This is a genomic window from Vibrio sp. V10_P2A27P122 (assembly GCF_963874335.1).
GTDB classification, from domain to species: Bacteria; Pseudomonadota; Gammaproteobacteria; order Enterobacterales; family Vibrionaceae; genus Vibrio; species Vibrio anguillarum.
The window spans coordinates 22,104-47,251 of the sequence record NZ_CAWNHY010000266.1; the positions used below are offsets into that span (position 1 = coordinate 22,104).

The 25,148-nt window shown below is 44.1% G+C and carries 21 protein-coding genes; 6 read left to right on the forward strand and 15 right to left on the reverse strand.

Going from position 1 to position 25,148, the window contains the following annotated elements; genetic code table 11:
• The first annotated feature begins 73 nt into the window (after positions 1 to 73).
• Positions 74 to 790: a helix-turn-helix transcriptional regulator gene (locus AACQ17_RS13600; RefSeq protein WP_094146879.1), complete on the forward strand. Its 717-nt coding sequence runs from the start codon at positions 74 to 76 to the stop codon at positions 788 to 790.
• A gap of 39 nt (positions 791 to 829) precedes the next feature.
• Here AACQ17_RS13600 and pdxH read toward each other — a convergent pair whose 3' ends face one another.
• On the reverse strand, positions 830 to 1,465 hold the full coding sequence (gene pdxH / locus AACQ17_RS13605; protein WP_013868203.1) for a pyridoxamine 5'-phosphate oxidase: 636 nt from the start codon (positions 1,463 to 1,465) through the stop codon (positions 830 to 832).
• A gap of 297 nt (positions 1,466 to 1,762) precedes the next feature.
• Here pdxH and AACQ17_RS13610 point away from each other — a divergent pair, with 297 nt between their 5' ends.
• The 4 genes from AACQ17_RS13610 to AACQ17_RS13625 are packed head-to-tail and all read left to right on the forward strand — an operon-like array spanning position 1,763 to position 7,907.
• Positions 1,763 to 3,154 (forward strand): HlyD family type I secretion periplasmic adaptor subunit, encoded by a 1,392-nt coding sequence (locus AACQ17_RS13610; protein WP_013868204.1) that lies wholly within the window; start codon positions 1,763 to 1,765, stop codon positions 3,152 to 3,154.
• A 44-nt stretch (positions 3,155 to 3,198) separates the two neighbouring features.
• Positions 3,199 to 3,861 (forward strand): transglutaminase-like cysteine peptidase, encoded by a 663-nt coding sequence (locus AACQ17_RS13615; RefSeq protein ID WP_026027195.1) that lies wholly within the window; start codon positions 3,199 to 3,201, stop codon positions 3,859 to 3,861.
• Between the two features lie 5 nt (positions 3,862 to 3,866).
• Entirely contained in the window at positions 3,867 to 5,777 is a 1,911-nt protein-coding gene (locus AACQ17_RS13620) for a bifunctional diguanylate cyclase/phosphodiesterase (RefSeq protein WP_094146880.1), read from the forward strand.
• A 15-nt stretch (positions 5,778 to 5,792) separates the two neighbouring features.
• A complete protein-coding gene (locus AACQ17_RS13625) occupies positions 5,793 to 7,907 on the forward strand; it encodes a type I secretion system permease/ATPase (protein ID WP_013868207.1) in 2,115 nt (704 codons plus the stop codon).
• An 81-nt stretch (positions 7,908 to 7,988) separates the two neighbouring features.
• Here the strand turns inward: AACQ17_RS13625 and AACQ17_RS13630 are convergent, their stop codons facing one another.
• The 14 genes from AACQ17_RS13630 to AACQ17_RS13695 form a co-directional block, all read right to left on the reverse strand.
• A complete protein-coding gene (locus AACQ17_RS13630; RefSeq protein ID WP_094146881.1) occupies positions 7,989 to 9,665 on the reverse strand; it encodes a DUF342 domain-containing protein in 1,677 nt (558 codons plus the stop codon).
• A 188-nt stretch (positions 9,666 to 9,853) separates the two neighbouring features.
• Complete coding sequence (locus tag AACQ17_RS13635) at positions 9,854 to 11,548, reverse strand: ATP-binding SpoIIE family protein phosphatase (RefSeq protein WP_017044934.1); 1,695 nt, start codon at positions 11,546 to 11,548, stop codon at positions 9,854 to 9,856.
• Positions 11,549 to 11,566: 18 nt separating this feature from the next.
• Positions 11,567 to 11,866, reverse strand: a complete 300-nt coding sequence (locus tag AACQ17_RS13640) for an STAS domain-containing protein (protein ID WP_013868210.1) — start codon at positions 11,864 to 11,866, stop codon at positions 11,567 to 11,569.
• Between the two features lie 11 nt (positions 11,867 to 11,877).
• Positions 11,878 to 13,056, reverse strand: coding sequence for a methyl-accepting chemotaxis protein (locus tag AACQ17_RS13645; RefSeq protein WP_017046870.1), 1,179 nt, complete (start codon positions 13,054 to 13,056; stop codon positions 11,878 to 11,880).
• Between the two features lie 44 nt (positions 13,057 to 13,100).
• Entirely contained in the window at positions 13,101 to 14,144 is a 1,044-nt protein-coding gene (locus AACQ17_RS13650; protein ID WP_017042334.1) for a protein-glutamate methylesterase/protein-glutamine glutaminase, read from the reverse strand.
• Positions 14,141 to 14,782 (reverse strand): chemotaxis protein CheD, encoded by a 642-nt coding sequence (locus AACQ17_RS13655; RefSeq protein ID WP_013868213.1) that lies wholly within the window; start codon positions 14,780 to 14,782, stop codon positions 14,141 to 14,143. Before AACQ17_RS13655 ends, AACQ17_RS13650 begins: the two co-directional genes overlap by 4 nt.
• A 10-nt stretch (positions 14,783 to 14,792) precedes the next feature.
• Positions 14,793 to 15,653 (reverse strand): CheR family methyltransferase, encoded by an 861-nt coding sequence (locus AACQ17_RS13660; RefSeq protein WP_017044936.1) that lies wholly within the window; start codon positions 15,651 to 15,653, stop codon positions 14,793 to 14,795.
• On the reverse strand, positions 15,638 to 17,656 hold the full coding sequence (locus tag AACQ17_RS13665; RefSeq protein ID WP_019280784.1) for a methyl-accepting chemotaxis protein: 2,019 nt from the start codon (positions 17,654 to 17,656) through the stop codon (positions 15,638 to 15,640). Before AACQ17_RS13665 ends, AACQ17_RS13660 begins: the two co-directional genes overlap by 16 nt.
• 10 nt (positions 17,657 to 17,666) lie before the next feature.
• Positions 17,667 to 18,131: a chemotaxis protein CheW gene (locus tag AACQ17_RS13670; RefSeq protein ID WP_094146874.1), complete on the reverse strand. Its 465-nt coding sequence runs from the start codon at positions 18,129 to 18,131 to the stop codon at positions 17,667 to 17,669.
• The gene (locus tag AACQ17_RS13675) at positions 18,131 to 18,661 is read right to left on the reverse strand and encodes a chemotaxis protein CheW (protein ID WP_017044938.1); all 531 of its coding nucleotides are present in this window, start codon (positions 18,659 to 18,661) and stop codon (positions 18,131 to 18,133) included. The genes AACQ17_RS13670 and AACQ17_RS13675 overlap by 1 nt, the downstream gene beginning before the upstream one ends.
• A 21-nt stretch (positions 18,662 to 18,682) precedes the next feature.
• Positions 18,683 to 20,839, reverse strand: a complete 2,157-nt coding sequence (locus tag AACQ17_RS13680; RefSeq protein WP_094146873.1) for a chemotaxis protein CheA — start codon at positions 20,837 to 20,839, stop codon at positions 18,683 to 18,685.
• A gap of 59 nt (positions 20,840 to 20,898) precedes the next feature.
• A complete protein-coding gene (locus AACQ17_RS13685) occupies positions 20,899 to 21,258 on the reverse strand; it encodes a response regulator (protein ID WP_094146872.1) in 360 nt (119 codons plus the stop codon).
• Between the two features lie 23 nt (positions 21,259 to 21,281).
• Positions 21,282 to 21,545, reverse strand: coding sequence for an STAS domain-containing protein (locus AACQ17_RS13690; RefSeq protein WP_013868220.1), 264 nt, complete (start codon positions 21,543 to 21,545; stop codon positions 21,282 to 21,284).
• 309 nt (positions 21,546 to 21,854) lie between these two features.
• Positions 21,855 to 23,918 carry a tRNA(Met) cytidine acetyltransferase TmcA gene (locus AACQ17_RS13695; protein WP_094148058.1) on the reverse strand — a complete coding sequence of 688 codons (2,064 nt, stop codon included), beginning with the start codon at positions 23,916 to 23,918 and terminating at the stop codon, positions 21,855 to 21,857.
• Positions 23,919 to 24,091: 173 nt separating this feature from the next.
• Between AACQ17_RS13695 and AACQ17_RS13700 the strand changes: the two genes are divergently transcribed.
• Positions 24,092 to 25,126 carry an ABC transporter substrate-binding protein gene (locus AACQ17_RS13700; RefSeq protein ID WP_017044942.1) on the forward strand — a complete coding sequence of 345 codons (1,035 nt, stop codon included), beginning with the start codon at positions 24,092 to 24,094 and terminating at the stop codon, positions 25,124 to 25,126.
• Positions 25,127 to 25,148: the final 22 nt, after the last annotated feature.

The following is a 25,148-nucleotide window of genomic DNA, read 5'->3' on the forward strand; positions in this document are numbered from 1 at the left end:
TCAAATGCCGCTATGGATTACAACCCGCCATGCCATTGGTATTATATCAATATCATTGTTAGGAGAACCCGCTATGGTCAATTTCCTCAGCGCAGAACAAATTTCATTGTTTCAACAGCTTCCGGGATATTGGGGTTGCAAAGATCTTAATTCGGTTTTTGTTTACGCAAACAATGCTTATGGCAAATTAATTGGTGTTAGTGATGCAAAACAGTGCATTGGATTAACTGACTTTGAAATGCCAAGCCCGACAACCGCTTGCGCCGCAGAATTCCAGCAACAAGATCGATGTGTAATCTCCACAAAAAAACCGTTAAAAGTGCTGGATATCCACCCCTATGCTGACGGTTCTTGGCGCGCTCATATTTTCACCAAAACCCCATGGTTCAACGCACAAGGTGAGGTTCAAGGTACAATTTTTTTCGGGCAAGAGCTAACTGATACCGCTATTTTGGAAGTAGGCCATTGGATATGCCGAGCAACAGGTTTAACGACCACACAGCATTCCACATGTGTTCTAGAACCCATTTCCGGGCCCCTAACCACAAGAGAATCTGAAGTTCTTTTTCTTCTGCTTTACGGAAAAAAGCCCAAACACATTGCTCGGGTGATGAAGATTTCGATAAAAACAGTGGAAGGCTATGAAGCAAAATTGCGACATAAATTTGCAGCCCACAGTAAAGAGCAACTTATCGATATGGCTCTAGACCAAGGTTATGGCTCAAACATCCCCAAGACCTTGCTCAAAACGCAATTATCCGTGGTACTCAATAGTGAATGCCCCATATAGATGAGGCATTCATTGCGACTGACTTTTAACAAGCAGGCCTTATGGCGCTAAACGTTCAGCGTCCCATTGTTGATCATGTTGCGTAAACAAGAAGCGATCATGCAAACGATGCTCACCACCTTGCCAAAATTCTATCGATTCAACTTTAACGCGATATCCTCCCCAAAAACTCGGAACTGGGATCTCACCTTGTTCAAATTTCTTTTTTAACTCCAAGTATTTACCTTCCAAAATACCACGTGCTGAGATACGGCTGCTCTGGCGACTCGCTATCGCGGCAATTTGGCTATCTTTAGGACGAGAAGTAAAATATTTCATGTTTTCAAAAGCCGACAATTTTTCAGCCGTTCCTGTGATGTGCACTTGTCTCTCTAATGGGTGCCAAGGAAAGTGCAAGCTGACTTTATTGTTGTGTTCAATATGCTGCGCTTTGCGACTGCCTAAATTGGTGTAGAAAACAAAACTGTCTTTTTCGACATTTTTTAATAGCACTATACGTTGGAAAGGTTGTCCATTTTCATCAACCGTTGCCACTGTCATCGCCGTGGGATCGGTAAGACCGGCATCAATAGCCTGTTGCAGCCAAAGGTTAAACTGCTCAATAGGATTTGAAAGCAAATCTTTGCGTCTTAAACCGCCTTTTATGTATTCGCGGCGGATGTCTGAAAGTTCCATCTCTGCTCCTTATGAAATTTTTGACGATTGTGCGCCTATCATCGTCATAACTCAAGAGTGCTAAGGTTCAACAAAATCAGTAATTCACAGCTAAACTCTGTAGAACGTACGCAATAGGAAGTACAATCAATTCAAATGGTGAATAGTAATCTCATGATGAGTGGCAAATCCTTAACATTTTGCTAGACAAGTAATAAAATCAAGCAACTATACCCAAACAACTTACAGTTGTAGTCTCCTTCTACAGCTTTAAGTAGAAAAGGGAAATACACTACGATTAGGCGCAAAGGATAAGCGATGAGCAACAAGAGTTATAACAAACTCTCTTCGACAGAATTGGAGTACGTAGACGACAAAACGGCGGCTCTGCTACTGAACACGCCCAACAGTGCACGTGTGATGCTCTGGGTTATGGTCTGTTTTTTTCTCTTAGCCATCGTCTGGGCCTCATGGGCACAGGTCGACAAAGTGACAGTTGGACAAGGCAAAGTCGTTCCGTCATCGCAAGTTCAAGTGGTTCAAAACTTGGAAGGAGGCTTAGTCAAACAGATATTGGTTCGCGAAGGTGAACGAGTGCAAAAAGGCCAACAACTGTTATTAATTGATGACACTCGTTTCCGCTCAGACTACCGCGAACGTGAACAACAAGTCGCTAACCTTACCGCCAGTGTTCTACAGCTATCCGCTTCCATTACTAGCGTGATGATTAACGAAGAAATTGATGATGACAACTGGCAAAATAGCGTCAAAATTGACTATAACAAACTCGCCTTTCCACCGCTGTTAACAGACAACCAACCCGATTTAGTTAATAGACAAAGGGCCGCCTACCGGCAAGATCTTAATAACTTACGCAACCAACTTTCTCTTTTAGATCAACAAGTCAAACAGAAGCTACAAGAGTTGGTTGAAATACAAGCGCGCGTGAAAAATTTGCGCCAAAGTTATGATTTTGCGAATAAAGAGCTTGAGATAACCAAGCCTTTAGCAGACGAAGGTGTCGTGCCACGAATTGAGCTGCTGAAACTACAGCGCCAAGTAAACGATACTCGCCGTGAAATGACCACCAGCGAGCTTAACATCCCAGTATTAAAATCAGCGATTCGCGAAGCGGTGCTCAACCGTATTGATGCGGCTCAAAAGTTTCGCTCACAGCAGCAAGACAAACTGAACGAAGCCCAAGATAGACTTTCAGCAATCACAGAATCAGCCGTTGGGCTTGAAGATAAGGTAAATCGCACTGTTGTACTATCGCCTGTGACAGGAACGATTAAGACGCTTTACGTCAACACCGTTGGCGGTGTTATCCAGCCCGGTATGGATATTGTTGAAGTAGTTCCAACAGAGGATACCTTACTTGTGGAAGCGCAAATTGCCCCACAAGACATCGCCTTCTTAAGACCAGAATTGCCTGCCATCGTAAAATTCAGCGCCTATGATTTCACCAAATATGGCGGCTTGGAAGGGACACTTGAGCATATCAGTGCCGACACCACTCAAGATGAAGAAGGCAAAAGCTATTATTTAGTCCGAGTAAGGACCAATCAAACCAGCTTAGGGCATGATGCTAACCTGCCTATCATCTCAGGAATGACGGCCTCTGTTGATATTATTACGGGTAAACGGACCGTGATGGATTATCTACTAAAGCCCATACTCAGTGCACAAAAAAATGCGCTAAGGGAGTAAGGTTCACTTATGCTTTTTAATATATTCATGATTGACGGTTTTTGATGAAGTTTTGGCTGCCACTGGTTTTATTGCTATTTATGCCCTCATCCCCCCAAGCGCTCAACACCAAAGAGCAGCAGTGGGTCGATGCGGTCGCGCTTACCTATGGCACAAGAGCGGGAAAACGCGTCGAAACATGGCGCAAAGAAATTGCCAAGCACCAAAATGCTCCCGAACGTGACAAATTGACCGAAATAAATCGATTTTTCAATCAGCTGTACTTTGTTAATGATATCGATTTATGGGGGAAAAATGACTACTGGGCGACACCACTTGAGTTTCTAGGAAGCAACGCAGGGGATTGCGAAGATTTCACAATTGCGAAGTACTTCTCCCTGCTTGAACTGGGTATCGATGATAAAAAGTTGCGCCTCGTGTATGTTAAAGCCATTGAATTAAATCAGTTTCATATGGTTCTTGCGTACTATTCAACACCCAATGCCGAGCCCTTAATTTTAGACAATATAAATCCTGAGATTAAGCCAGCATCAACACGCCGTGATCTGTTACCGATCTACAGCTTTAACGGTAAAAATTTATGGCTAATGAAATCCAAAAATGGCCAGCTTGCAGGAGACTCTTCACGATTAAGTCTTTGGAATGACTTACGTGAACGGGAACGCTCGCTAAAATTGAATAAACCAATTGTAAGTTACGATGAGTAAGTAATATGACGCTATATAAACAACTTGTCGCGGGAATGATTGCCGTCTTCATTATGCTGATGACTTCAGTCTTTATTATTGAATTCAATACGACCCGCAACAACTTAGAGCAGCAGCAGCGCTCTGAAGTCAACAACACCATCAACACCGTCGGTTTGGCGCTGGCACCTTATTTGGAGAAGAAAGATAAGATTGCGGTTGAGTCGGTTATCAATGCCTTGTTTGATGGCAGCTCTTACTCAGTCGTACGATTGATTTTTCTAGACGATGACGAAGAGATTCTGCGATCTTACCCTGTAAAACCTAATAACGTTCCGCAATGGTTTACCAATTTACACCTGTTTGCACCGATCCATGATCAACGCGTTGTAACCAGTGGTTGGATGCAGCTTGCTGAAGTCGAAATTGTCAGCCACCCTGGCGAGGCCTATGCGCAATTATGGAAGGCGCTGATTCGGCTACTTATCGCGTTTAGCGCTATTTTTGTGATTGGCCTTGCCGCCATCGCTTTCATTCTGAAGCGCGCTTTACGCCCGCTACAGATGATTGTCGAAAAAATGGAGCAAGTCGCACGCAACCATTTTGGTGAACCGCTACCGCGGCCAGCGACCAAAGATCTGATTTATGTAGTTGATGGTATAAATAGCATGTCAGCGCAGGTTGAAAAAGCGTTCAAAGCTCAGGCGCAAGAAGCGCAGCAACTGCGTGAGCGTGCTTATATTGACCCAGTTTCTCAACTTGGCAACCGCGCCTATTACATGAGTCAACTCAGTAGCTGGCTATCAGAAAGTGCCATAGGTGGCGCTGCTATTTTGCAAGCAGAGTTTATCAAAGAGCTTTACGAAGAAAAGGGTTATGAAGCAGGCGATGGTATGGTGCGCCATTTGGCTGAGCATCTAAAAGTGTCGATTACTTCACCTGATGTGACTCTGGCACGCATTTCTACCGAAGAGTTTGGCTTTATTTTGCCCAACATGGAAGAGAGTGAACTCAAAATCATCGCCGATAGTATTATGAATTTTGTGCAAGACACTCTAGCCGACCCGACTGGCATGGCATCAGCCAAAGTCTCTTTAGGTGTTGTTCATAATAAAGAACCAAAATCTTCAACGCAGTTACTTTCCTTGCTCGACAACGCGTTAGCCACTGCAACTGCAAATCCAGAGCTGATTTACGGCTTCGTCAGCAGTGAAACCAAACAAACTGTGATGGGTAAACAGCAATGGAAAGCATTGGTTGAAGAAGCTATCCATAACGATTGGTTCAGTTTCCGTTTGCAGTCAGCCAATAATAGCTGGGGACAAACTTTCCACCGCGAAGTTTTTTCAGCGATTGAGCACGATGGTAAACGCTACAGCGCCAACCAATACCTATTTGCACTCGACCAACTCAATGCCAGCCATATTTTTGATGAATATGTTATTGAAACGATGATTCGCAAGCTCGAAACGGGAGAGATAGACGAACCATTAGCCATTAATATCGCTCAAAGCAGCCTTTCTCAACCCAGTTTTATTCGTTGGGTCACTCAGACCCTGGCGAAGCATCGCTCTATCTGTGAGAACCTGCACTTTGAAATACCGGAAAACGCATTCCTCAACGCCCCTCACCATACGGCGCTATTTTGTAATGCCATAAGAGCAGCTGGCGCAGACTTTGGTGTCGATAACTATGGCCGGAATTTCCAATCATTAGACTACATCAACGAGTACCGTCCAAAATACGTGAAACTCGATTATCTATTTACTCACCATCTCGACGATGAAAAGCAAAAATTCACCTTAACGTCGATTTCTCGCACAGCACACAATTTAGGAATCACCACAATTGCGTCAAGGGTAGAAACGCAAACTCAACTTGATTTCCTTTCCGAGCATTTTATAGAAGTCTTCCAAGGCTTTATTGTGGATAAATAAAAAAGGTCAGATGTAATGCAAGACACGCTACTCAATTCGCTTATCTATGTGAGTCGTTATTATGGATTGGCGAATTCCCCAGAAGCACTGATCAACGGCCTACCTTTATCAGATGGGAAACTGACGCCTTTTCTCTTTCCTCGAGCCGCCGAAAGAGCGGGATTAATCGCCAAGGAAAATCGCTCAGCATTGGATCAAATCCCAAAATTGGTTTTCCCCGTTATCTTAATTTTAAAAGGCGGTGAAGCCTGTGTGCTCAGCAGCATCAACGAAGCGAATCAAGAAGCTGAGGTCGTCACTGCGGAGTCTGGTCTAATCCCCGTAGCTATTCCCTTAGAGGAACTGACTGAACGCTATATTGGCCGCTACTTCATGGTGAAAAAACAGTTTCGCTATGACGAGCGATCACCAGAAATATTAAAGACCCGTGATGGCCACTGGTTTTGGGGTACGTTATGGCAGTCAAAGCACATTTATCGCGATGTGTTGATCGCTTCCATTTTAATCAATTTATTTGCCATTGCGGCACCAATGTTCAGCCGTTTAGTGTATGACAAAGTCGTGCCTAACCTTGCGTTTGAAACCTTGTGGGTATTAGCGAGCGGGATTTTTGTGATCTTCTTATTCGATCTGCTCCTCAAACTACTTCGCAGTTATTTTATTGATGTAGCGGGCAAAAAATCTGACATTCTGATCTCTTCCAAGCTCTTTAGTAAAGTGATGGGGATCAGAATGGAGTCTCGTCCTCCCTCTGTCGGTGCGTTTGCACGACATTTACAAGAGTTCGAATCCATACGCGAATTCTTTACCTCAGCAACCATCTCATCATTGATTGACCTGCCATTTGCACTGCTCTTTTTAGTGCTGATCTGGCTAATGGCGGGCAGCTTAGTGCTGGTACCTATCGCCGGTGTACTGATCATTGCTATCTATTCTCTGCTCATCCAAGCACCTCTACGACGGGCGATTGAAGAGGGCTCTCGACTGGCATCACAAAAATACGCCAACCTGATTGAAAGTTTAGCTGGACTTGAAACAGTGAAACTCTTTGGCGCTCAAAGTCAGTTTCAGTATCGCTGGGAAGAAGCGGTCGCGCACATGGCGAACTGGAACATTAAAAGCCGTCGAATTACTGATGGTATTCAAAATACTGCCGGTTTTGTTCAGCAAGCCGCGAACGTTGGCATGATCATCTTAGGCGTCTATCTGATATCCAACGGCGATTTAACCATGGGTGGGCTCATCGCGGCAACCATGCTCAGCGGCCGTGCGATTGGCCCAATGGTGCAACTATCATTACTTTCAACACGCTACAACCAAGCCAAATCGTCCTTAAAAATCATTGAGCAAGTGATGCAAATGCCCGATGAGCAAGAAGAAGGTAAACGCTATATTCATCGTCCGATTGTGCAAGGTAAAATTGAGCTAGACAAAATCACTTTTCACTATCCAAATGCGCCTGTTGCATCAATACGTGACTTAAGTATAACGATTCATCCGGGTGAAAAAGTAGCGATCATAGGCCGCATCGGCTCAGGGAAGACCACCTTAGAGCGCCTTATCATGGGGTTATATCAACCGACCGAGGGGAATGTTCGCATTGATGACACCGATATCGCGCAACTGCATCACATTGATGTGAGACGTAATATTGGTTGCGTACCTCAAGACAGCAACCTATTTTACGGTTCAATTCGCGATAACATCACGCTCGGGCGTCCCTTAGTTGATGATAGAGATGTGATGGATGCCGCTAACCGAGCGGGAGTTACCGCGTTCACACAGCAAGACCCTGCGGGGTTAGAACGACAAGTGGGTGAAGGCGGCTTGTTGTTGTCTGGTGGTCAGAGGCAAGCGGTAGCCATTGCTCGTGCACTGCTCGGACGCCCACCCGTTTTGCTACTTGATGAGCCCACCAGCGCCATGGACAATCGCTCTGAAATGCACATCAAACATCAACTGTCTCAATTGACGCCAAGTGAGACGTTAATATTAATTACTCATAAAACGTCAATGCTCGATGTGGTTGATCGCGTCATTGTGATGGAGAAAGGCTGTGTCATTGCCGATGGTCCTAAATCGATGGTGTTAAACGATCTCAAACAGGGCAAAGTGAGATCAGTGCAATAGCCACCTTACTAGAAATAACATGCTAAGCAAAAAACGAGGCAAAATGCCTCGTTTTTTGCTTAGCACTCTGAGATAAGAATGTTAGATCCCTCCGACATCTTCATCTTCAAGCATCGAAGCACATTTAATCTCATACTGGTTAAATGAGAAGATACTAGCGCCATGAGCCCGCTTGGTGATGATCCGCTCATCATCAAATTGCACCGAAACATGGGTATAAACTTTATTTTTGACTTCGATCGTATTCATTTCGAGCAATTGCTCAAACTCCTCTCCCAGCATATCCAACGCCAATTTTGCTTTTTCTAAACGATCATTAGTCTGTTTCTTAAATTCATCAATTTTTAGCAGTTCCTCTTCCAAGCGTTCCGCTTTAGGCTTTTTCTTAAATTCAATCTCACGGCGGATCACTTCCATCGTCGCTTCTTGCGCTTGTTTATAATGTTCTTTGTGTTTCGCGACCCGTTCTTTATACACAGCATAACGAGCAAAAGCCTGCACAGCCGTGGCAGTATCGCCTTCAACGCCTAGATTGAAGCAAACGATCTTACCACCAACTTTCGCGTGACCACCGCTGAGTGTGCCTTGCTTCTCTTTACTATCTAATACTTTTAGATCATTGCCACAGCGCAATTCATTGCTCATGCTGTGAACCGCTAAATTGATGTCATCTGCCGCTTGCAGTTCGCTAAATTGAGCATAGTTAGCCGTGATAGAGCCTCCTGATTTGATAATGCACGTTCTTGCTTCATCATCAAACACCGTATGGCCAATAATGCCTTTACCAACATCAATATTACCTTGGGCTTGAACATCAGCAGACTCAACAAACCCACCGATGGTGATTGAGCCCGTCGCTCTCACGATCATCCCAGGCTCGACATCGCCCGTGATGACAACACATCCTTTAAATTTCACGTGGCCAGTTGCTACACTGACGTTGTTTAAACATAAAGCGTTATCGACATCAACCGTTTTACTTTTCAGGATAGGCATGCCCGCTTGACTGGCCAGTAGCACATTCGGATCATTGGGTGAGATGTAAGACCCCTTTCCTGCAACTAAGGCCGAGTCTTTACCTGGTTTAGGATCCAGCACTTTTCCCTGCACGGTATAGCCTGGCGTTCCTTTGGTTGCAGGAATTCGATGCATCACTTCATCATCTTGACCAACAGTGATGGTTTCACCTAAGTTGCGCATATCAATTTTGTTCTGTCCTTGCTTTTTGGTCGGTGCTAACACGCGCTTACTGACATCCTCAACCAAAGGAACAAATTGTGCGTCTTTACCTTGAATGGGTTCGCGCCCCTGCGCAACAGGTTGAGTGTATACTTCCCCTGGCTTCAAGGTATTACTTACCATTAACACTTTCTTTAAAGCCAGTTTGTTGATGCCTTTTGTCACGTGGGAATGAGCCAATGCATACACCAACTCACTACCGCGCAATGCTCTGCCACCATATGCACCCGTCACAACCATGCTGGCTAACATATCTCGATCACTAAATTCAATCTCAACCGAAGCGTTCTTTTTCTCTGCAATGGTGATTCCAGAGAATGCTTCACCCTTACCCTCTTTTGCACAGTTGATAAAGCGGGTAACTTCAGTTTCATTTAAGAAAAATGTCGATGCAGATAACTCAAACAATGCTTCTTTCAAGCCTGCTTGGTCAAAATTTTTGTCGATGGACTCCGTCCCAGGCAACTGGGCAATGACTTGTTTTTTGTCCTCTGAAAGCGAAATTAAGCGTTTCCACATACTACTTAACCCATATGGTTAGATTCCGTTCGTATGGCAGTGTATACAATTTACAGTATGGACTAAATCTTTAGGCAACCAAATTAAGGGCTACATCACTTAGTCACGACGAAACGAACTATATAACCTAAAAATAAACGAAAGAATGAGTTACGCAGAATTTTACAGTGTAAATAATCTGTTCAGTATTAAGACAATATCGGAAAATCATGTTTACTGTTAAAGGCGTAAGTCACCTTAACAGTGCAACCATCTTTTGAATATTCCAATGACTCACACAATTTAGAGACCAAAATAATCCCTCGACCGTGTGTACAGTTGCCGTCTGCAACCGTATGTTGGTAGTCAAAGCCTTCGCCATTATGCTCAAGTGAAAAGCTCAATTGTCCCACCGTTGGGTCATAATCAATGTCTAGTTTAATCCATAACGATTCATCTAACTCATCCATACACTCTTCACGTCGTTGGTAAAAAGTGAGAAATCCATCTGGGTCATCTTTTAGTGAAGAATTAAGTTTTAATAACCCATGCTCAATGGCATTAGCAAACAGTTCTGACAATACAGAGCAAACGAGGTCAAGATGCTCGCCACCACTGATAAAACCGCGAACAATGTTACGCATCTCGACCATAATTGAAATCTTTTTAAGAATTGAAGCAGGAAAAAAGAGATGGCTTTGCATTGGTATATGGCTAAGAAACTGTTTTTTTTGCGACGCTAATATTTCATTATTATTGGTAATTGGAAATGTCATTGAAAGAATTGAGAGGTCATCACCATGGCCACGATTGGAAAACTGGCATACTTCATCGTACAAATCTGAAATCTGAGTCTTACCGTTCCGTTGCAAAACTTGTTCGAGTCGCAACTGGCCAAATTGTTCCCCGTTTTCATTCATCGCTTCGGTAATACCGTCGGTATAACAGAGGATAGTTTGGTTAGGTTTTAATTTGAGATGAACTAAATTTACTTCAAATTCATCAGCATCCAGAACTCCCAGCGGCATATGTGTGGAAACGAGACGACGAACGATGTTGCTCTCTTCATCCAGTAAGTAACCATCAGGCAAACCACCTCCCCACCACGAAACCTCGAAGCCGTTGGCTCGTATCTCAAATACACTGGCCGCAAGCATCATGCCAACAGGCAAAAACTTTACTAGCGCACTATTAAGTTCTGCGACCATTTCGCCAAGCGACATCCCTTTTTCAGCCATTGAAAAAAAAGTACGCGTAGCAGGGATCGTTGAAATCGCGGCAGGTAATCCATGCCCAGTGGCATCGGCGATCATGATGTAGACGCCACCATAGGGCCGGTTCGCCACAATGATGAGATCACCATTAAAAATGGTCGAAGGTGTGGAGATATAACTGATGCCATAGATATTGCTGACTTTTGCACTCATCTCCTCCATTAAGTTGGTGAAAATGGATTCGGCGATGGCGTAGTCATATTGTACTTGTTCGTTGAAATAATTGAGTTTATCTCGCTGTTGAGTGACTTCATTATGCATTTTCACAATACGGTAATGAGCCTGCACTTTAGCGAGCAGTACGCTTCGTTCTACTGGTTTAAGAATAAAATCATCGCCCAGCGATAAGCAACGTTCAAACGAATCATGATCATCAAGCACGGTCAAAAATATAATTGGGATATGGTGATTTGGAAAAGAGTCGCGGATCTCTTTTGCGGTGGTGAAACCATCTTTAACTGGCATCATCACATCCAACAAAATAACGTCGGGTAAGACGTCCATGACGAGCATCGCCTCAACAGCATCAGCGCCATTTTCGAAGGTATCTATGTGCTCAACAATAGGCGATAAAATAAACCGACAGAGCTCTCTATTTGATTTATGGTCATCAACAATCGTTACGCGCATCGGCTCACTCCTTAAGCATTATTCGATACTAAATTTTTTATCAAATCGAGAAATCAGTAAGATTTTCCTTATTTGGGGTAAGGTATTGGTAATTCGGATCATGCCATCACTTTGCTCAAGATATTTCTGCATATTGAGCAGCATGCCAAGACCAGCACTGTCAATATAATCCACCTTGCGTAAATCAATGGTGAATCTAAAACCTCGATAGGGTGAATAACTATTACGAAATTCTTTAACTAGGTTAAAGCCAAAAGCACCATCAATCGCGATAGTAATGTGTTTCGCATTGCTATCTATTTCAGTTTCTATACTCATCGTACTCCCTCCTAAAACAGCTCGACTTCGCCTTCGTCCATATTAGTTTGGATTGCGGCGGGACCACTTCGATTGTGCAGGCGCTCTGTCAATTGGTGAAGTTGTTCTGCCCATGCTGCTTTAGTCATGCTTTGTGTTAGTAAAGCGTTCAATAGCTCATTTGCTTCTTGCAAATAATCAATAGACGCATGCGCATAATCACTTTGTTGAACCACAATGTCAGCAAATTGAAGGGCACGGACGCCATTACTCACTTGCTGGGTTAATTCTTGTCCTAATTCTTGAATTTTTTGCACTTCTTGCTCTATTTCTATATTCACTTGTTGGACACCACGCAGCATGTGGTCCACTTTCTCTTTCGACTCAATCACGTGAGTCATATCTATCGATGCCATTTCGCCAACGGTTTTGTTTGCTCTTTGTACTGTTTGTTGAGCAACATTAATTTCTGATTCAATTTGAGTATTCAGTGCTCTTGCTTTAACCGACAAGTCGCGCACCTCTTGAGCCACGACCGCGAAGCCTCGCCCTGCCTCGCCCGCTCGCGCCGCTTCAATCGCCGCATTCAGCGCCAATAAGTTGGTCTGTTCCGATAGGCTTCTCACTTGATTTAACAGTTTAAATACCATATCCAATTTTTCTGACATGTCGTGAATGCTGTGTACCGCTGAAATACTTTTCTCCGAAATATCAATCAGAATTTGTACAAAGCCATCAATAATCGCCTCAGTCTTTGGTAGTACGGTGGTGAGATCATATTCGCTGCCTTGGTTTGCCAATAAGTTATTGACCAAGGTACTTGAGACGTGACTCTGTTTTTGGCTGATATCTTGCAAGCCAAAAAATGCGTTATTTAATGTCTCTACTGAACCTTCAATCACGGTGTGCTGCATGGTTAAAGGGCTACTCACTTTAGGTAGCGTCTCTTTGAACAGTTTTTCAATACTCTGTAGATGTTGCTGCGTTTCAAGAGTGGACTCTTCTTCAACCTTATTTTGGTTGGCTTTAGCTTTGTTTTGTTCACTAAAATTCATAGACAATACTAGCCAAGGTATTGCTGCTGCAAAAATCATTAGCCCCATACTCCATAAATTAGGGGAGTGAAGCATGACGGCAAAAAGGGCCATTAGCTGCAAAACTAAAGCTAAAATATATTTTGCTTTTGGTGTCACTGTTTTATTTATCATCACCCATTCCTTGCTTCTCTATGTTGAGCTTATTTAATGAGACAACACTAGCGATAGAGCTCATCACAAATCCATTGTGGTATGGCATTTAACGCTTTGATATTCTGTGTTGCGCCAATCTCTACTGCCGCTTTGGGCATTCCCCACACCACTGATGTTTTTTCGTCTTGAGCTAAAGTCAATGCGCCACACAACTTCATTTTGAGCATGCCTTGCGCTCCATCTTTACCCATCCCGGTTAAGAGGATACCGATGGCTTTGTCTCCCACATTTTCAGCAACCGTATCAAACATCACATCTACTGAGGGTTTATGACGATTGACCGCAGGTCTATCGTCAACTTGACAGTAAAGGTGAGTGCCTTTTTTTATCACCATCAGATGCTTATCTCCGGGAGCAACATAAGCGCATCCATTCACTAAAGGTGCTTGATTAGCGGACAACTCTCTCACCTCTACGGCGCTACAAAGATTCAAACGCTCTGCAAAGGGGCGAGTAAACATCGCACTGATATGTTGAGTGATCACGATCGGTGGCAACCCTGCTGGTAAAACAGAGAATATGCTTTTTAATGCTTCTGTTCCGCCCGTTGAGGCTCCAATCGCGATCAACTGATAACGCGCCTCTTGGTGGCTAGCCGCTATCAGTTCGACCTGATTAACCGCCGCAGAATGATGCGATTGAACGACATTTGCCCCTGCCGCCATTTTTATTTTGTCGTTCACCAGCTCCCTATAACTTGCCATTTCAGCCGTGTTTTCGACCGACGGTTTAGGGAAGTAATCCACTGCACCAAGCTCTAATGCTTCTAACGTGGCTTGAGCGCCATGCTGGGTCAAGGTTGAAATCATCACTACCGGCATAGGGCGTAACCGCATAATATTTTTTAAAAATTGCACGCCATTCATTTTTGGCATTTCAATATCTAGCGTTAGCACATCAGGGTTGTGCTGCTTGATAAGCTCTCGGGCTTGGTAAGGATCTTGTGCCATTGCGACGACGTCTAACATAGGGTCAGCATTAATCAGCTCGCAGAGCAGTGCTCTAAAAACGGGAGAATCATCGACAATCAGCACTTTGATTTTTTTCATTTAAATAGCTCCACATCATCACTCTCTTTATGCGCTTTACGATCCAACTGTGTGGCATAAACCTTTTCTTGAAAACTTAACCGGCTCACTTCGGTCAATGGAATTCTTTTTAGCCACACTTTACCTGTCATGGGTTCGAAAATGACTTTTCTCGGTTCGTCCCCCCCCAAGTCACTGGCTTCGACAATAAGCCTTTCTTGCTCAACATAGTTTTTGATGAAATCTATGTTTTTCTGGCCAATCATGGCTTTAAAACCCAGCATTTGTGCTCCACCAAAGAGTTTTACTCGTAAGCGCTGACGCTCAGCCCCCATTTTGATCAACTGATTAATCAGTAGCTCCATCGCATAGCAACCATAACGAGAGGCGGTTGAAGCAATATCATCAGGATGCCAGTGATCAATTTGTGAATGCTGATCAAAAGGCAATAAAAAATGGTTCATCCCTCCAACTTTGGCCGCTTGGTCCCACATACAGGCGGTAACGCAAGAACCTAAACCGGTACAAATGACCTCTTGTCGCATCGTACAGTACAACCCACCGGGCAAAACCTTTACCCAATCCACTTTTTGTTGGGGATGATAAAATCGGCTGAAATTCCGATTGTCGGTTGCCAAATGCATCGCCAACGAGGTCATTAATTGTTCCTCATTTTTTCACGTAAATGGTGTGGCCGAGATGATGAAAAACATCAGCACAGCGCCCCACACTTTCTGAATGACCCAAAAATAAAATCCCATTCGGTTTCAACCATTCATAGAACCTTTCGATCAAAGCCTCCTGCGTGGGTTTATCAAAGTAGATCATCACGTTTCGGCACGAAATGAGGTCTAAATTCTTAGGTAGCGTCCAAGGAGATAATAAATTCAGTTGCTGAAAATGGACAAAACGTTGCAATTGACTGGCGATTTTTATTTTTCCCTGTTTGATACCGCGCCCTTTTACAAAGCACTTTTTAAGATAGTGCTGTGGAATAGTAACCACAGCCTCATCGGTATAAATGCCCGCTTGCGCATGTGCCAAAACCTGTGTGTCTAAATCTGTTGCGTAGATATCAACATTGTCTGCGAAATCAAATAAACCGCTGCTGTATAACGACGCAATAAAGCTGTATGGCTCTTCACCACTAGAGCAGCCAGCAGACCAAATTTTAGGATGACGCACGCCCTGTGATCGCCACTCATCGAGCAGTACTTTTTCTAAAAACTCAAAGTGGTGATACTCGCGAAAAAACTGGGTTTTGTTAGTCGTTAACGCATTGATGAAGTGGATCCGCTCTTGCTCATTATGCTCAATAAGCTCCTTGTAATCACAGAAACGCTGAATCCCCCGTCGACGCATCTGACGGCTCAAACGGCCGTAAACCATCGCTCGCTTGGCATCCGACAAGTAAATGCCGGCCGTTTTGTGCATAAACCACTGGATGAATTTGAAATCCTTTGCGGTGAGTTCAAATTCTTGGTCATTGTTCATCATGATTGGATGGCTATCTGTTAGAACTCTTCCCATTCATCTCCATCCTCATTGAGGTTGAGCCCAGAATTGGCAACGTTAATGGTGGCTTTAATGCCTGCCACTTTCTTCACCTTGGGTTTGGGTTGATGGGCGGAGATGGGTGTTCTTTTGGGCTCGAACGTTTTGATGTTGTCATCGGTGGTGAAATAGCTCATCAAGCTAATCAGCTCTTTCCCTTCATCTTTTAACGATTGGCTGGCCGCAGAGGTTTGTTCAACAAGAGAGGCATTTTGCTGCGTCATCTCATCCATGGCTGTAATTGCACGATTGATTTCGTCAATGCCCGTCGATTGTTCAATACTGGATGATGCAATTTGGGCGATGAGATCAGATACTTTTGCTACAGCGTCCACAATCTCATTCAACGTTGCTCCTGACTCATCAACTAAACGCGATCCCTCTTCGACTTTCTCAACACTATCTTTAATCAGCCCTTTAATCTCTTTCGCCGCTGCTGCGCTACGCTGCGCAAGGTTTCGAACCTCTCCAGCAACAACAGCAAATCCACGCCCTTGTTCTCCGGCTCTTGCCGCTTCTACCGCTGCGTTCAAAGCCAATAAATTGGTTTGAAAGGCTATCTCGTCTATCACTCCAATAATATCGGCAATCTTCTTACTCGAACGATTAATTTCCGACATGGCCGAGATCGCTTGCCCCACCACTTCACCACCTTTACTGGCTTTTTTGGCAGCATCACTCGCTAGATCGTTCGCACCTTTGGCGTTATCTGCATTTTGGCGCACGGTCGCTGTCATCTCTTCCATACTCGCGGCCGTTTCTTCTAAATTGGATGCTTGAGCTTCCACCCGTTGGCTCAAATCATTATTGCCTTGCGCGATTTCTGTTGACGCCGTAGCCACTCTGGCAGAAGAAATGGTGATTTTTTCAACCATATCTCGCAGGTTAGCAATCGAGGTATTGACCGCATTTTGCAGTTGACCAAACTCACCTTGGCTGCCCTCTTCCATCTTGGTATTCAAATCGCCATCCGCCACTTTGCTCATGACGTCAATACACTGAGCCAGCGGTGAAACTAAGGTATCAAGCAAGTTATTAATCCCCTCGCCCAACTCCCGCATAAATCCGCTGTACACGGTGGTATCAATTCGTTCATTCAACTGCCCTGCGATCGCTTTTTGAATGAGGCTCTCTACTTGGTATTGACCATCTTGTTGTTCGGTAATATCGATCCATTGCAATGCAGGGCCAATGTATTCCCCTTTGTGATTGTGCATCGCAATACAAGTTAAATTAAATTGCAGCGCCCCCACTTTGATGTTGGATGAAAATGGCAAACGATCAGGGTTGGCAATTATGCTACGTTGATGGCCCGGGTTTTTATGAAAGATATCGATATTTTGTCCGACCAGATTATTGACGTCAAAGCTTGTTAATACTGTCCTCAACTCACTTTCTCTTGTACGCATCAACTTGGTCAATGAAGGGTTTAAGTATTGAATAATACCCTCTTTATCGGCCATCATTAGGTTGGTTGTCATCCCCTCGACTGCCGAAGCTAAGCGGCCAATTTCTTGCTCTTTTGCAATCTCTTGAGTGACATCACGCCACTCTAATGTGTTCCCGATATAAATACCGTCTTCATCAATAATGGCGCCAACATTAAGCTCGATCTTCACTCCTTTAATCGTAATCATGGTAGTGAAAGGCAAGTTGGCTGGATTCGACAACATTTGGCGTTGATGCTGTGGATTGACGTGAAAACCATCGATGCAGTAGCCAATCAATGACGATTCTTCAGCTTTAAAATCAGGCCAGACACTTTGAAAAAGTACTTCATGCTGCTTGAGTAGAATCAATGACTGCTTATTGAGATAGGTGATTTGAAAATCTCGGTTAATCATCATCAATGCGGTTTTTGCTGCATTAAGAGCAGAAAGAAGCTGCTGATTGGAGAGCCCTTCATTCTCATCGACCAATGGATCTTCTATCTGCTCAACAAATTTTTTTGGTTCTGGTTTGCGGTTCCAAAATGCCATGAGTATTCCCTCACAAAATAGCGTCTTCTACGAATGTCTGATTTAACCCAGGTACATCAAAAAGGGTCTCGATATTAATTAGGATCAAATGACCGTTAGCCACACTAGCAATTCCCTTCATAAATTGTGGTTCAACCGTGGTGGATAAGGCTGGTACAGGTTTTATCTCTTCAGCGGCTAAGTCATACACCTCTGAAACACCATCGACAATAATGCCGAGCGGATTGCGTTGCGCGTCATTCAAAACGATAACAACTGTCGTGGCCCCAATCTGTGCAGGTGGCAGACGAAAACGAATTCGAAGATCAACAATCGGTACGTACTCACCACGAATATTGAGTAAGCCAACTAAGTAATCCGGTGCATTGGGTACAGAGCGCACATCACTCCAGCCGCGAACTTCTCGGACCTCAAGGATTGGCACAGCGTACTCATCGTTATCTAGCACGAAACTAAGAAACTCTTGTTTAGGCATCAGGGTTCCTCACTCAGTATTCGGTGCATATCAAGGAGCCCTTGGGTATCGAGCAGTGACATGACCTCTTCGCCAACATTGAGCAAACCGAGCGAATACGCAGCGGCAGGTGTTTCCCCCACGGCAGGAAACAGCACATTATCTCCCTGGCCAATCACATCACTCACTGCATCAACGACTAAGCCCATAATACGAGGCCGCTCTTGTTGCAGGCTACGAAGTACCAACACCACAGTCGTGGGAAAGTAGCCACAAGCCTCCATGCCAAATCGAAGGCGCAGATCGATAATAGGCACAATCATGCCGCGTAAATTAATCACACCTTTCACAAAGCTAGGCGCGCGAGGAATAGGCGTAGGTGGCTCCCATACTCGAATCTCTTCAACATCTTGAATTGCTACCCCGTACAACTCATTCGCTAACCGGAAACTCAGAAAATCGGCCTCACAGCTTCTTTCTTCATACACAGCATTCAAAACACTCTGTGTTTGATTCTCTTGTTGATGATTTGGTGAATAATCATATTCCATGGCTCTTCCCTGTCACCTTCACTAAGCGGCAATAATCTTGGGAGATAAACTTGAACGTCGATTCGAGTACGTGGAGATTAACCCTTGAATATCTAAAATGAGCGAAACGGAACCATCTCCCAAAATCGTAGCTCCTGATATGCCTGCCACTTTGCAGTAATTTGACTCCAAGCTCTTTATAACCACTTGCTGCTGGTCTAGCAGCTCATCAATCAATAAGCCAACGCGGCACCCAGCGGCTTCAACAAAGCAGAGTATTCTATCGGGCAAAGCACCACTTGATCCCATTTCCAGTTCATCTTGCAGACGTAAGATAGGAATGTTTTCGTCACGAAGCCGGTACAGCTCAACCCCACCGGCGGCATACTTCACATTAGCTAGGTTGATTTGGATAGATTCGATAATGGTGAGCAGTGGGATGATGTAAACTTCCCCGCCTACTTTGATCAATTGCCCATCGAGGATGGCTAAAGTGAGTGGTAAACAGATAGTGAAATGGCTGCCTTTACCTAACGTGGATTCGACATCAATATGCCCACCCAACTCTTCGATATTACGTTTTACAACATCCATACCGACGCCACGACCTGAAATATCAGACACTTGTTCTGCTGTTGAAAACCCTGCGGCAAAAATAAGGTTAAGGATCTGTTTGTCGGTGATATCTTCACGCCGTGTATCTTTAGGTAATACACCTTTTTCTAGCGCCTTTTGAAATATTCTTTCACAGTTTATCCCCGCGCCATCATCTTTCACTTCGATCACTATCGAGCCACCTTGATGATAAGCATGCAGTTCAATGGTGCCGATTTCTGGTTTGCCTTGTTCAAGGCGAATGTGTGGCTGCTCAATTCCGTGGTCAATCCCATTTCTGACTAAATGAACCAATGGATCAACAATACGTTCAAGGACGGTTTTATCGAGCTCGGTGTGCTCGCCAATGATGTTCAGTTCTACTTTTTTTTCAAGTCGGCCGCACAAGTCTCGCACAAGGCGAGGAAAGCGGCTAAAAGCAAAGCTCATCGGCAGCATGCGAATATTGAGCACATTTTCTTGTAAATCTTTACTGTTTTGTAAAAGCTGAACTAGGCCTGCTTGCAACTTTTCTAATTTATCCATGGTGAAATCGTTGCCGATTTCGGTCAGCATTGATTGGGTGATAACAAGTTCCCCAACCAAATTAATCAGGCTGTCGACTTTCTCAATATCGACGCGAATAGAGCTTACGCTGGATTCTGCTTTCGCCACTTTGGGCGCAACAGCGGGCGTAGACTCTATTGATTTTATGAGATCGATGGGTTTTATGAGATCAACTTGCTCTGCTGATTCTGTAGGGGGAACAGCGTTCGCATGAAACGTAGGTAGCGCCTCGGCCAAAGATTCCTCGCTCTCGCTGACCATATCTTGGGTCGTCGATTCTTGTACTAAAGGTTCAACAATTAAGTCACATTCATCTTCAACCCATTCAAAAATTTCGCGAATATCACTCTCTTGCACTTGGCTACTGAGAAAAATAGTCCAGCTTAAATAACAAAGCTCAGCCTCTATTTCCGCCAATTCGGGAAGGTGCTCAAGCTGAGCTTCCGCCCTGCACTGATCATCCAGTTCATAAAGCTCTCGCAGCAACCGAAGTGGATCATTACCACTGAAATAAAGTTCTCTATGCGGAGTAAAAACGACTTTCCAACCTAAGTGGTTCTCGTTGTCAGAAGCCTTTAAGAGCGATGACGTCTGTTCATCTTCGGCGTCAAGCGAGTGATGGTCTGCTAGTTCATGATCAACCGTTGAATTGTCGGCAAGTAAAGCATGCAGTGACTGGCTGACTCTCTGCTGAAGCTCACTATCAACCTCACCGTGGCTCTCATGCCCCGCGAGCATATTGCGAATGCAATCACCGCTTTTCAGTAAAATGTCCACACTCTCGGCGGTGAGAGCTGATTTTTCGTTACGGACGAGGTCAAGATACGCTTCGACAGAGTGGGTAAATTCACTGATATCCAGTAAACTAAAGGTCGCCGCGCCACCTTTAATCGAATGGGCAGCCCGAAAAATGGTATTAATAGTCTCTTTCTCAACCTGATTAGGGTCAAGATTAAGCAGTACATTTTCAAGCACTTCAAGATTTTCACGACACTCTTCGTAAAACATCTTGCGCAACAGTTCCATGTCTAAAGCCATAGCTCTTCCTGCCAGTTAACGTCGTTTAACGAATGAAGCTTCTAATAAAATACGGTGTTCTATATGACCCGTTTTAGTGTTTTCAATAGCGTCTCAGGGTTGAACGGTTTAACCAACCATCCTGTAGCTCCAGCGAGTTTTCCTTCTTGTTTCTTTTCCATACTCGTTTCGGTGGTTAGCATCAAAATAGGAATAAACTTATATTGAGCATTACCACGTATCGCTTTAACTAACTCAAAACCACCCATCACTGGCATGTTGACGTCCGAAATAACAACATCAAATTTGGTTTGTTGTGCCTTACGTAATGCATCACTTCCATCAGTAGCGGTTTCAACTTCATAGCCTGCATCTTTCAATGTATGGCTTAGCATTTGACGAATTGAAACCGAATCATCAACCGCGAGGATCTTTGTCATAGCCCCTTCCTTGCAAAATCTCATTACTCTGCGAACAAGCTTTCTAAAGCCAGTAGCGCAATACCTTCATTGAGCGTGTTTGTTGCGTTAACTAAAGTGATCTCAATTCCAGCTCGCTCTGCTGTCATAAACAAAGAAGCAAGCAGTTGCAGACCGGCAGCATCCACGCTATTGACTCGTGATGCATCTATTGTTAAAGGAGGAGTTAGGCTTAGCCATTGAAGATAATTTGCTTTGGAATCTAGTACCGTTGAAATTTCCAAAGACTCCGCCAACAAAAGATCCATATCTCATCCTTATGTACTATTTATATTCTATTTTTTAGGAGAACACCTGACTTTGAGTGTAGGAGGGAATACTCATTTAGCAAATGATTGAACACGTTAGGAACAAAAATAAAAACCTCACAATAAGGGGGACCGTATGGTTAACTCATTAATATAGTTTGGATTTTTTTATTCTGTGACTAGAACAAAAAAATCCTACTCTTAAGACGTAAGTAGTAGGACTTTTTTGTCATATGACAAGCACAGTACATCTGGAGAAGGTGTCTGCTCTTACATTATTCACGCTTTACACTGTAAATTGGCTGCAGTTCATTGCGTTGAATGATCCACTTTACAGTGTAAATCATCTAATAGTCGATTGAGGTCATGACGGAGGGTAGCCTCAATCATTTTCCGTCCAGTGAGGTTTAATTGACTGGCACACTCTTGCCAGCTTTTCCTTTGCAATACTTTGACAATAAGTACATCAGATAACAGTGATAGAGCAGCTTTATCCAATGAAGTAATTAGCCGATGAATCCATACACTCACACTCTCATAATCCGCACCGCCTTGTGCGTAACAACGCAGCAATGAATAAGGTAGGAAATTAACTTCATTTGAATCCGCGCATGCGACACGATCTCGGACCAATGATAAGATGGTCCGAACCAAAGCCGGCTCTAAACTTTGCAAAGAATCAGATAGCGAGAAAATGAAATGCTGTTCGAAAATCTGTTCTGCCCGAGTTAACCAATCCAATTTTTTCGCTTGAACCATGATTAAGGAAAAACAGCCACTCGCGCTGTCTCGGTGGCTCCCTAGTTTTATCGGAACAAATTGGTTATTAGCCCAAAAAGCCATTAAATCGCTCGTTACGCCAAAACTCGTCGCTAAATAGTCGGCATCATTTTCCAGCATGCACGCTTCAATCAAGCGGCTGCCTAACCCTTGATTTTGTAATTCGGGATGAACTGCAATACGCATGATGCGCTGACAAACACTCTGCGCTGCTTGCGTAATACCAACTTGATTAGCTAAGCAAACAGGAACTAGATGACCTTTAGGACGTCGCTTTCCTCGTTGGATCTCTTCCACTAAAGCGTTACAAAGCCCACCTTCACGTACTGTCAGCAAACAACCGACACAAACCTCGTCTACCATTGCAGCAACTAGCTGAACTTTATCGTCCGCTAAAAAATGAAATAGATCGTTCGGTGATGTCTGGTAATGAGCATTCACTAATAACGAAAAAATAGCGGCTAAGCGTGTCGGGTTGGCAATGAGTTGAGCCTTATCCAGATGCTCAATGTTAAGTGTCGCTAACTGTTCTGATGTCATCGTCGGCAATGTAGCTAAATCATAACGAAGGAGGAAAGTATCGTAATGCCACGCTTCTAACGGATCACCCTGACGCCAACGGATCGGCTGATCTAAATGGAGAGTTCGAGTCCCAGCTCGATGGTGTGCTAACCAAGTTTGAAACTTAAGCGTGAACCCTCTCCCACACCCTTCGTAGCCATGAATGGTGGTAGAGAAGACCGCACGATGATAGTGTTCAACCCAGTTTTTTAACATTGATAAAGGCAGCGCGGCCGCTTCATCTACCAATAGGAGATCACACTGTGGCCGATGCAAAATCAGCTCATCCGGTGCCACAAACGTCAATGACGAGTTTTGCCAAGTAAGGGATTGTCTGGTGACGTGAGCGCCTGCTAAACCTTTAGCCGCATGTTCAAATATCGGCGCTACGGCATGGATTGAGGGTGCCGTGACCACAATATCTAATGAACGAGACGCCATCAATTTAGCCGCAGCAATACCAAGCGCACTGCTTTTCCCTCGTCCCCGATCGGCAGTGAGAACCAATGGTCGCTTGCGATGCCCATCCATCACACGAAGAATTGCTGAAACCGCATCAACTTGCTGTTCATAAATCGGTGATTGAGAGCTGACTCGTGGATAAACGGGTAAAGGAGGGCAAGGTTGATTCTGTTCTATAACAACAAGCTGTTCCAACGCTCGCGTTAACCAGCGCTCAGCAAAAGAGTCATTACGCTGAGGGGCTTCAATGATCAACAGTAACCCACCACCGACCAGTGAACCCAGCGCAGCACTGAAACTGTTCGCATCAAAACCATGGTGATTATCACAAATAAGTAAATGGCATTCTTGACCAAGAAACTGCTGCCCTTTGTTGAAGGGGGCATAACGAACGCATGGTAACGGTTCTCCGCCTAACTGAAATATGGCTTGCCCCTCATTTTTTGCGAGAAAATGCATAAGCACGTGTTGTTGCCATTGAGGCTCACCACGGATTAAGAGCCCCATACGCAATAGGCTATTCTCAGCCTGCACCATCAAATCATCTAAATAAGCCGCTATCATGTTCATATTTACGCCACCTCGCTGAAACGCAATGGTAGCACAGCCGCTATAATCACTGTGCGTCGTTAAAAATATTTTTCTTTACGACAAATTATATTTGCTTTAATCGTGACCATTTTTAACTAATTATTCACCTACACCCCAGTACACTTCTGGGCTATTTAAGGAATTCAAATGCAATGAAAACTTTCATCAAAGGATTGGTTTTGGCAGCAGCTCTAACTTCTTCACACGTAAGCGCAGACAACAAAACACTCAACGTTTATGCATGGGGAGGATATCTTCCAGAAAAATCCCTCAAGCAGTTTGAGCAGCAGGAAGGGGTAACGATTAACTATTCGACCTTTGAAAATAACGAGTCAATGTATACCAAGCTCAAGTTGCTCAAAGGTGGCGGTTATGATGTGGTTTTTGCCTCAGCGTATTTCATTGAAAAAATGGGACGTGAAGGGTTACTAACCGAGCTGGATCATGCACAAATCCCGAACATGAAAGATGCCATGCCTTCACTACTCGGCCAAGCACACGATCCCAAAAATAGTTATTCCCTGCCCTATATTTGGGGGATCACTGGCCTCAGCTATAACGAAGCATTAGTACCAGAAGGTGTCTCTCGCTGGGCTGATTTGTGGGATAAGAAATATAGCCAACAAGTGATGTTGATTGACGATATTCGCGATGTCTTTGGTATGGCGCTGATCTTAAATGGCTTCAGTATTAATACAAAAAATGAAAAAGAGATTGAAAAAGCCTACCAATCATTGGTCGCGTTAAAAGATAATGTACTGTTGTATAACTCTGATGCGCCACATGTGCCTTATGTCTCAGGTGAAGCAGCGTTAGGGATGCAATGGAACGGGAATGCCTACCAAGGCCAAGTTGAGATGCCAGAGCTAAAATTTGTAATGCCGGAAGAAGGCGCAGTCTTGTGGATGGATAACTTTACTATTCCATCAGGAAGCAACAACAAAGCGTTGGCGCATAAATTCATCAACTTCATGTATCAAGCAGAGAACCAAGCTGAGATTGTGAATAGCTTAGGTTATGCATCGGCAACAAAAAGCGGCCGAGCGTTGCTTCCAGCAGAACTTCGCGACAATCCAACGATTTTTCCAGCCGATGAAGATATGGCTAAAGGGGAATTCATTAATGATGTTGGGCCTGAAGCGCTCGCTATCTACGAAAAATACTGGCAGCGTTTAAGAAATCAATAGATTCGAACTGAATAGACTTAGT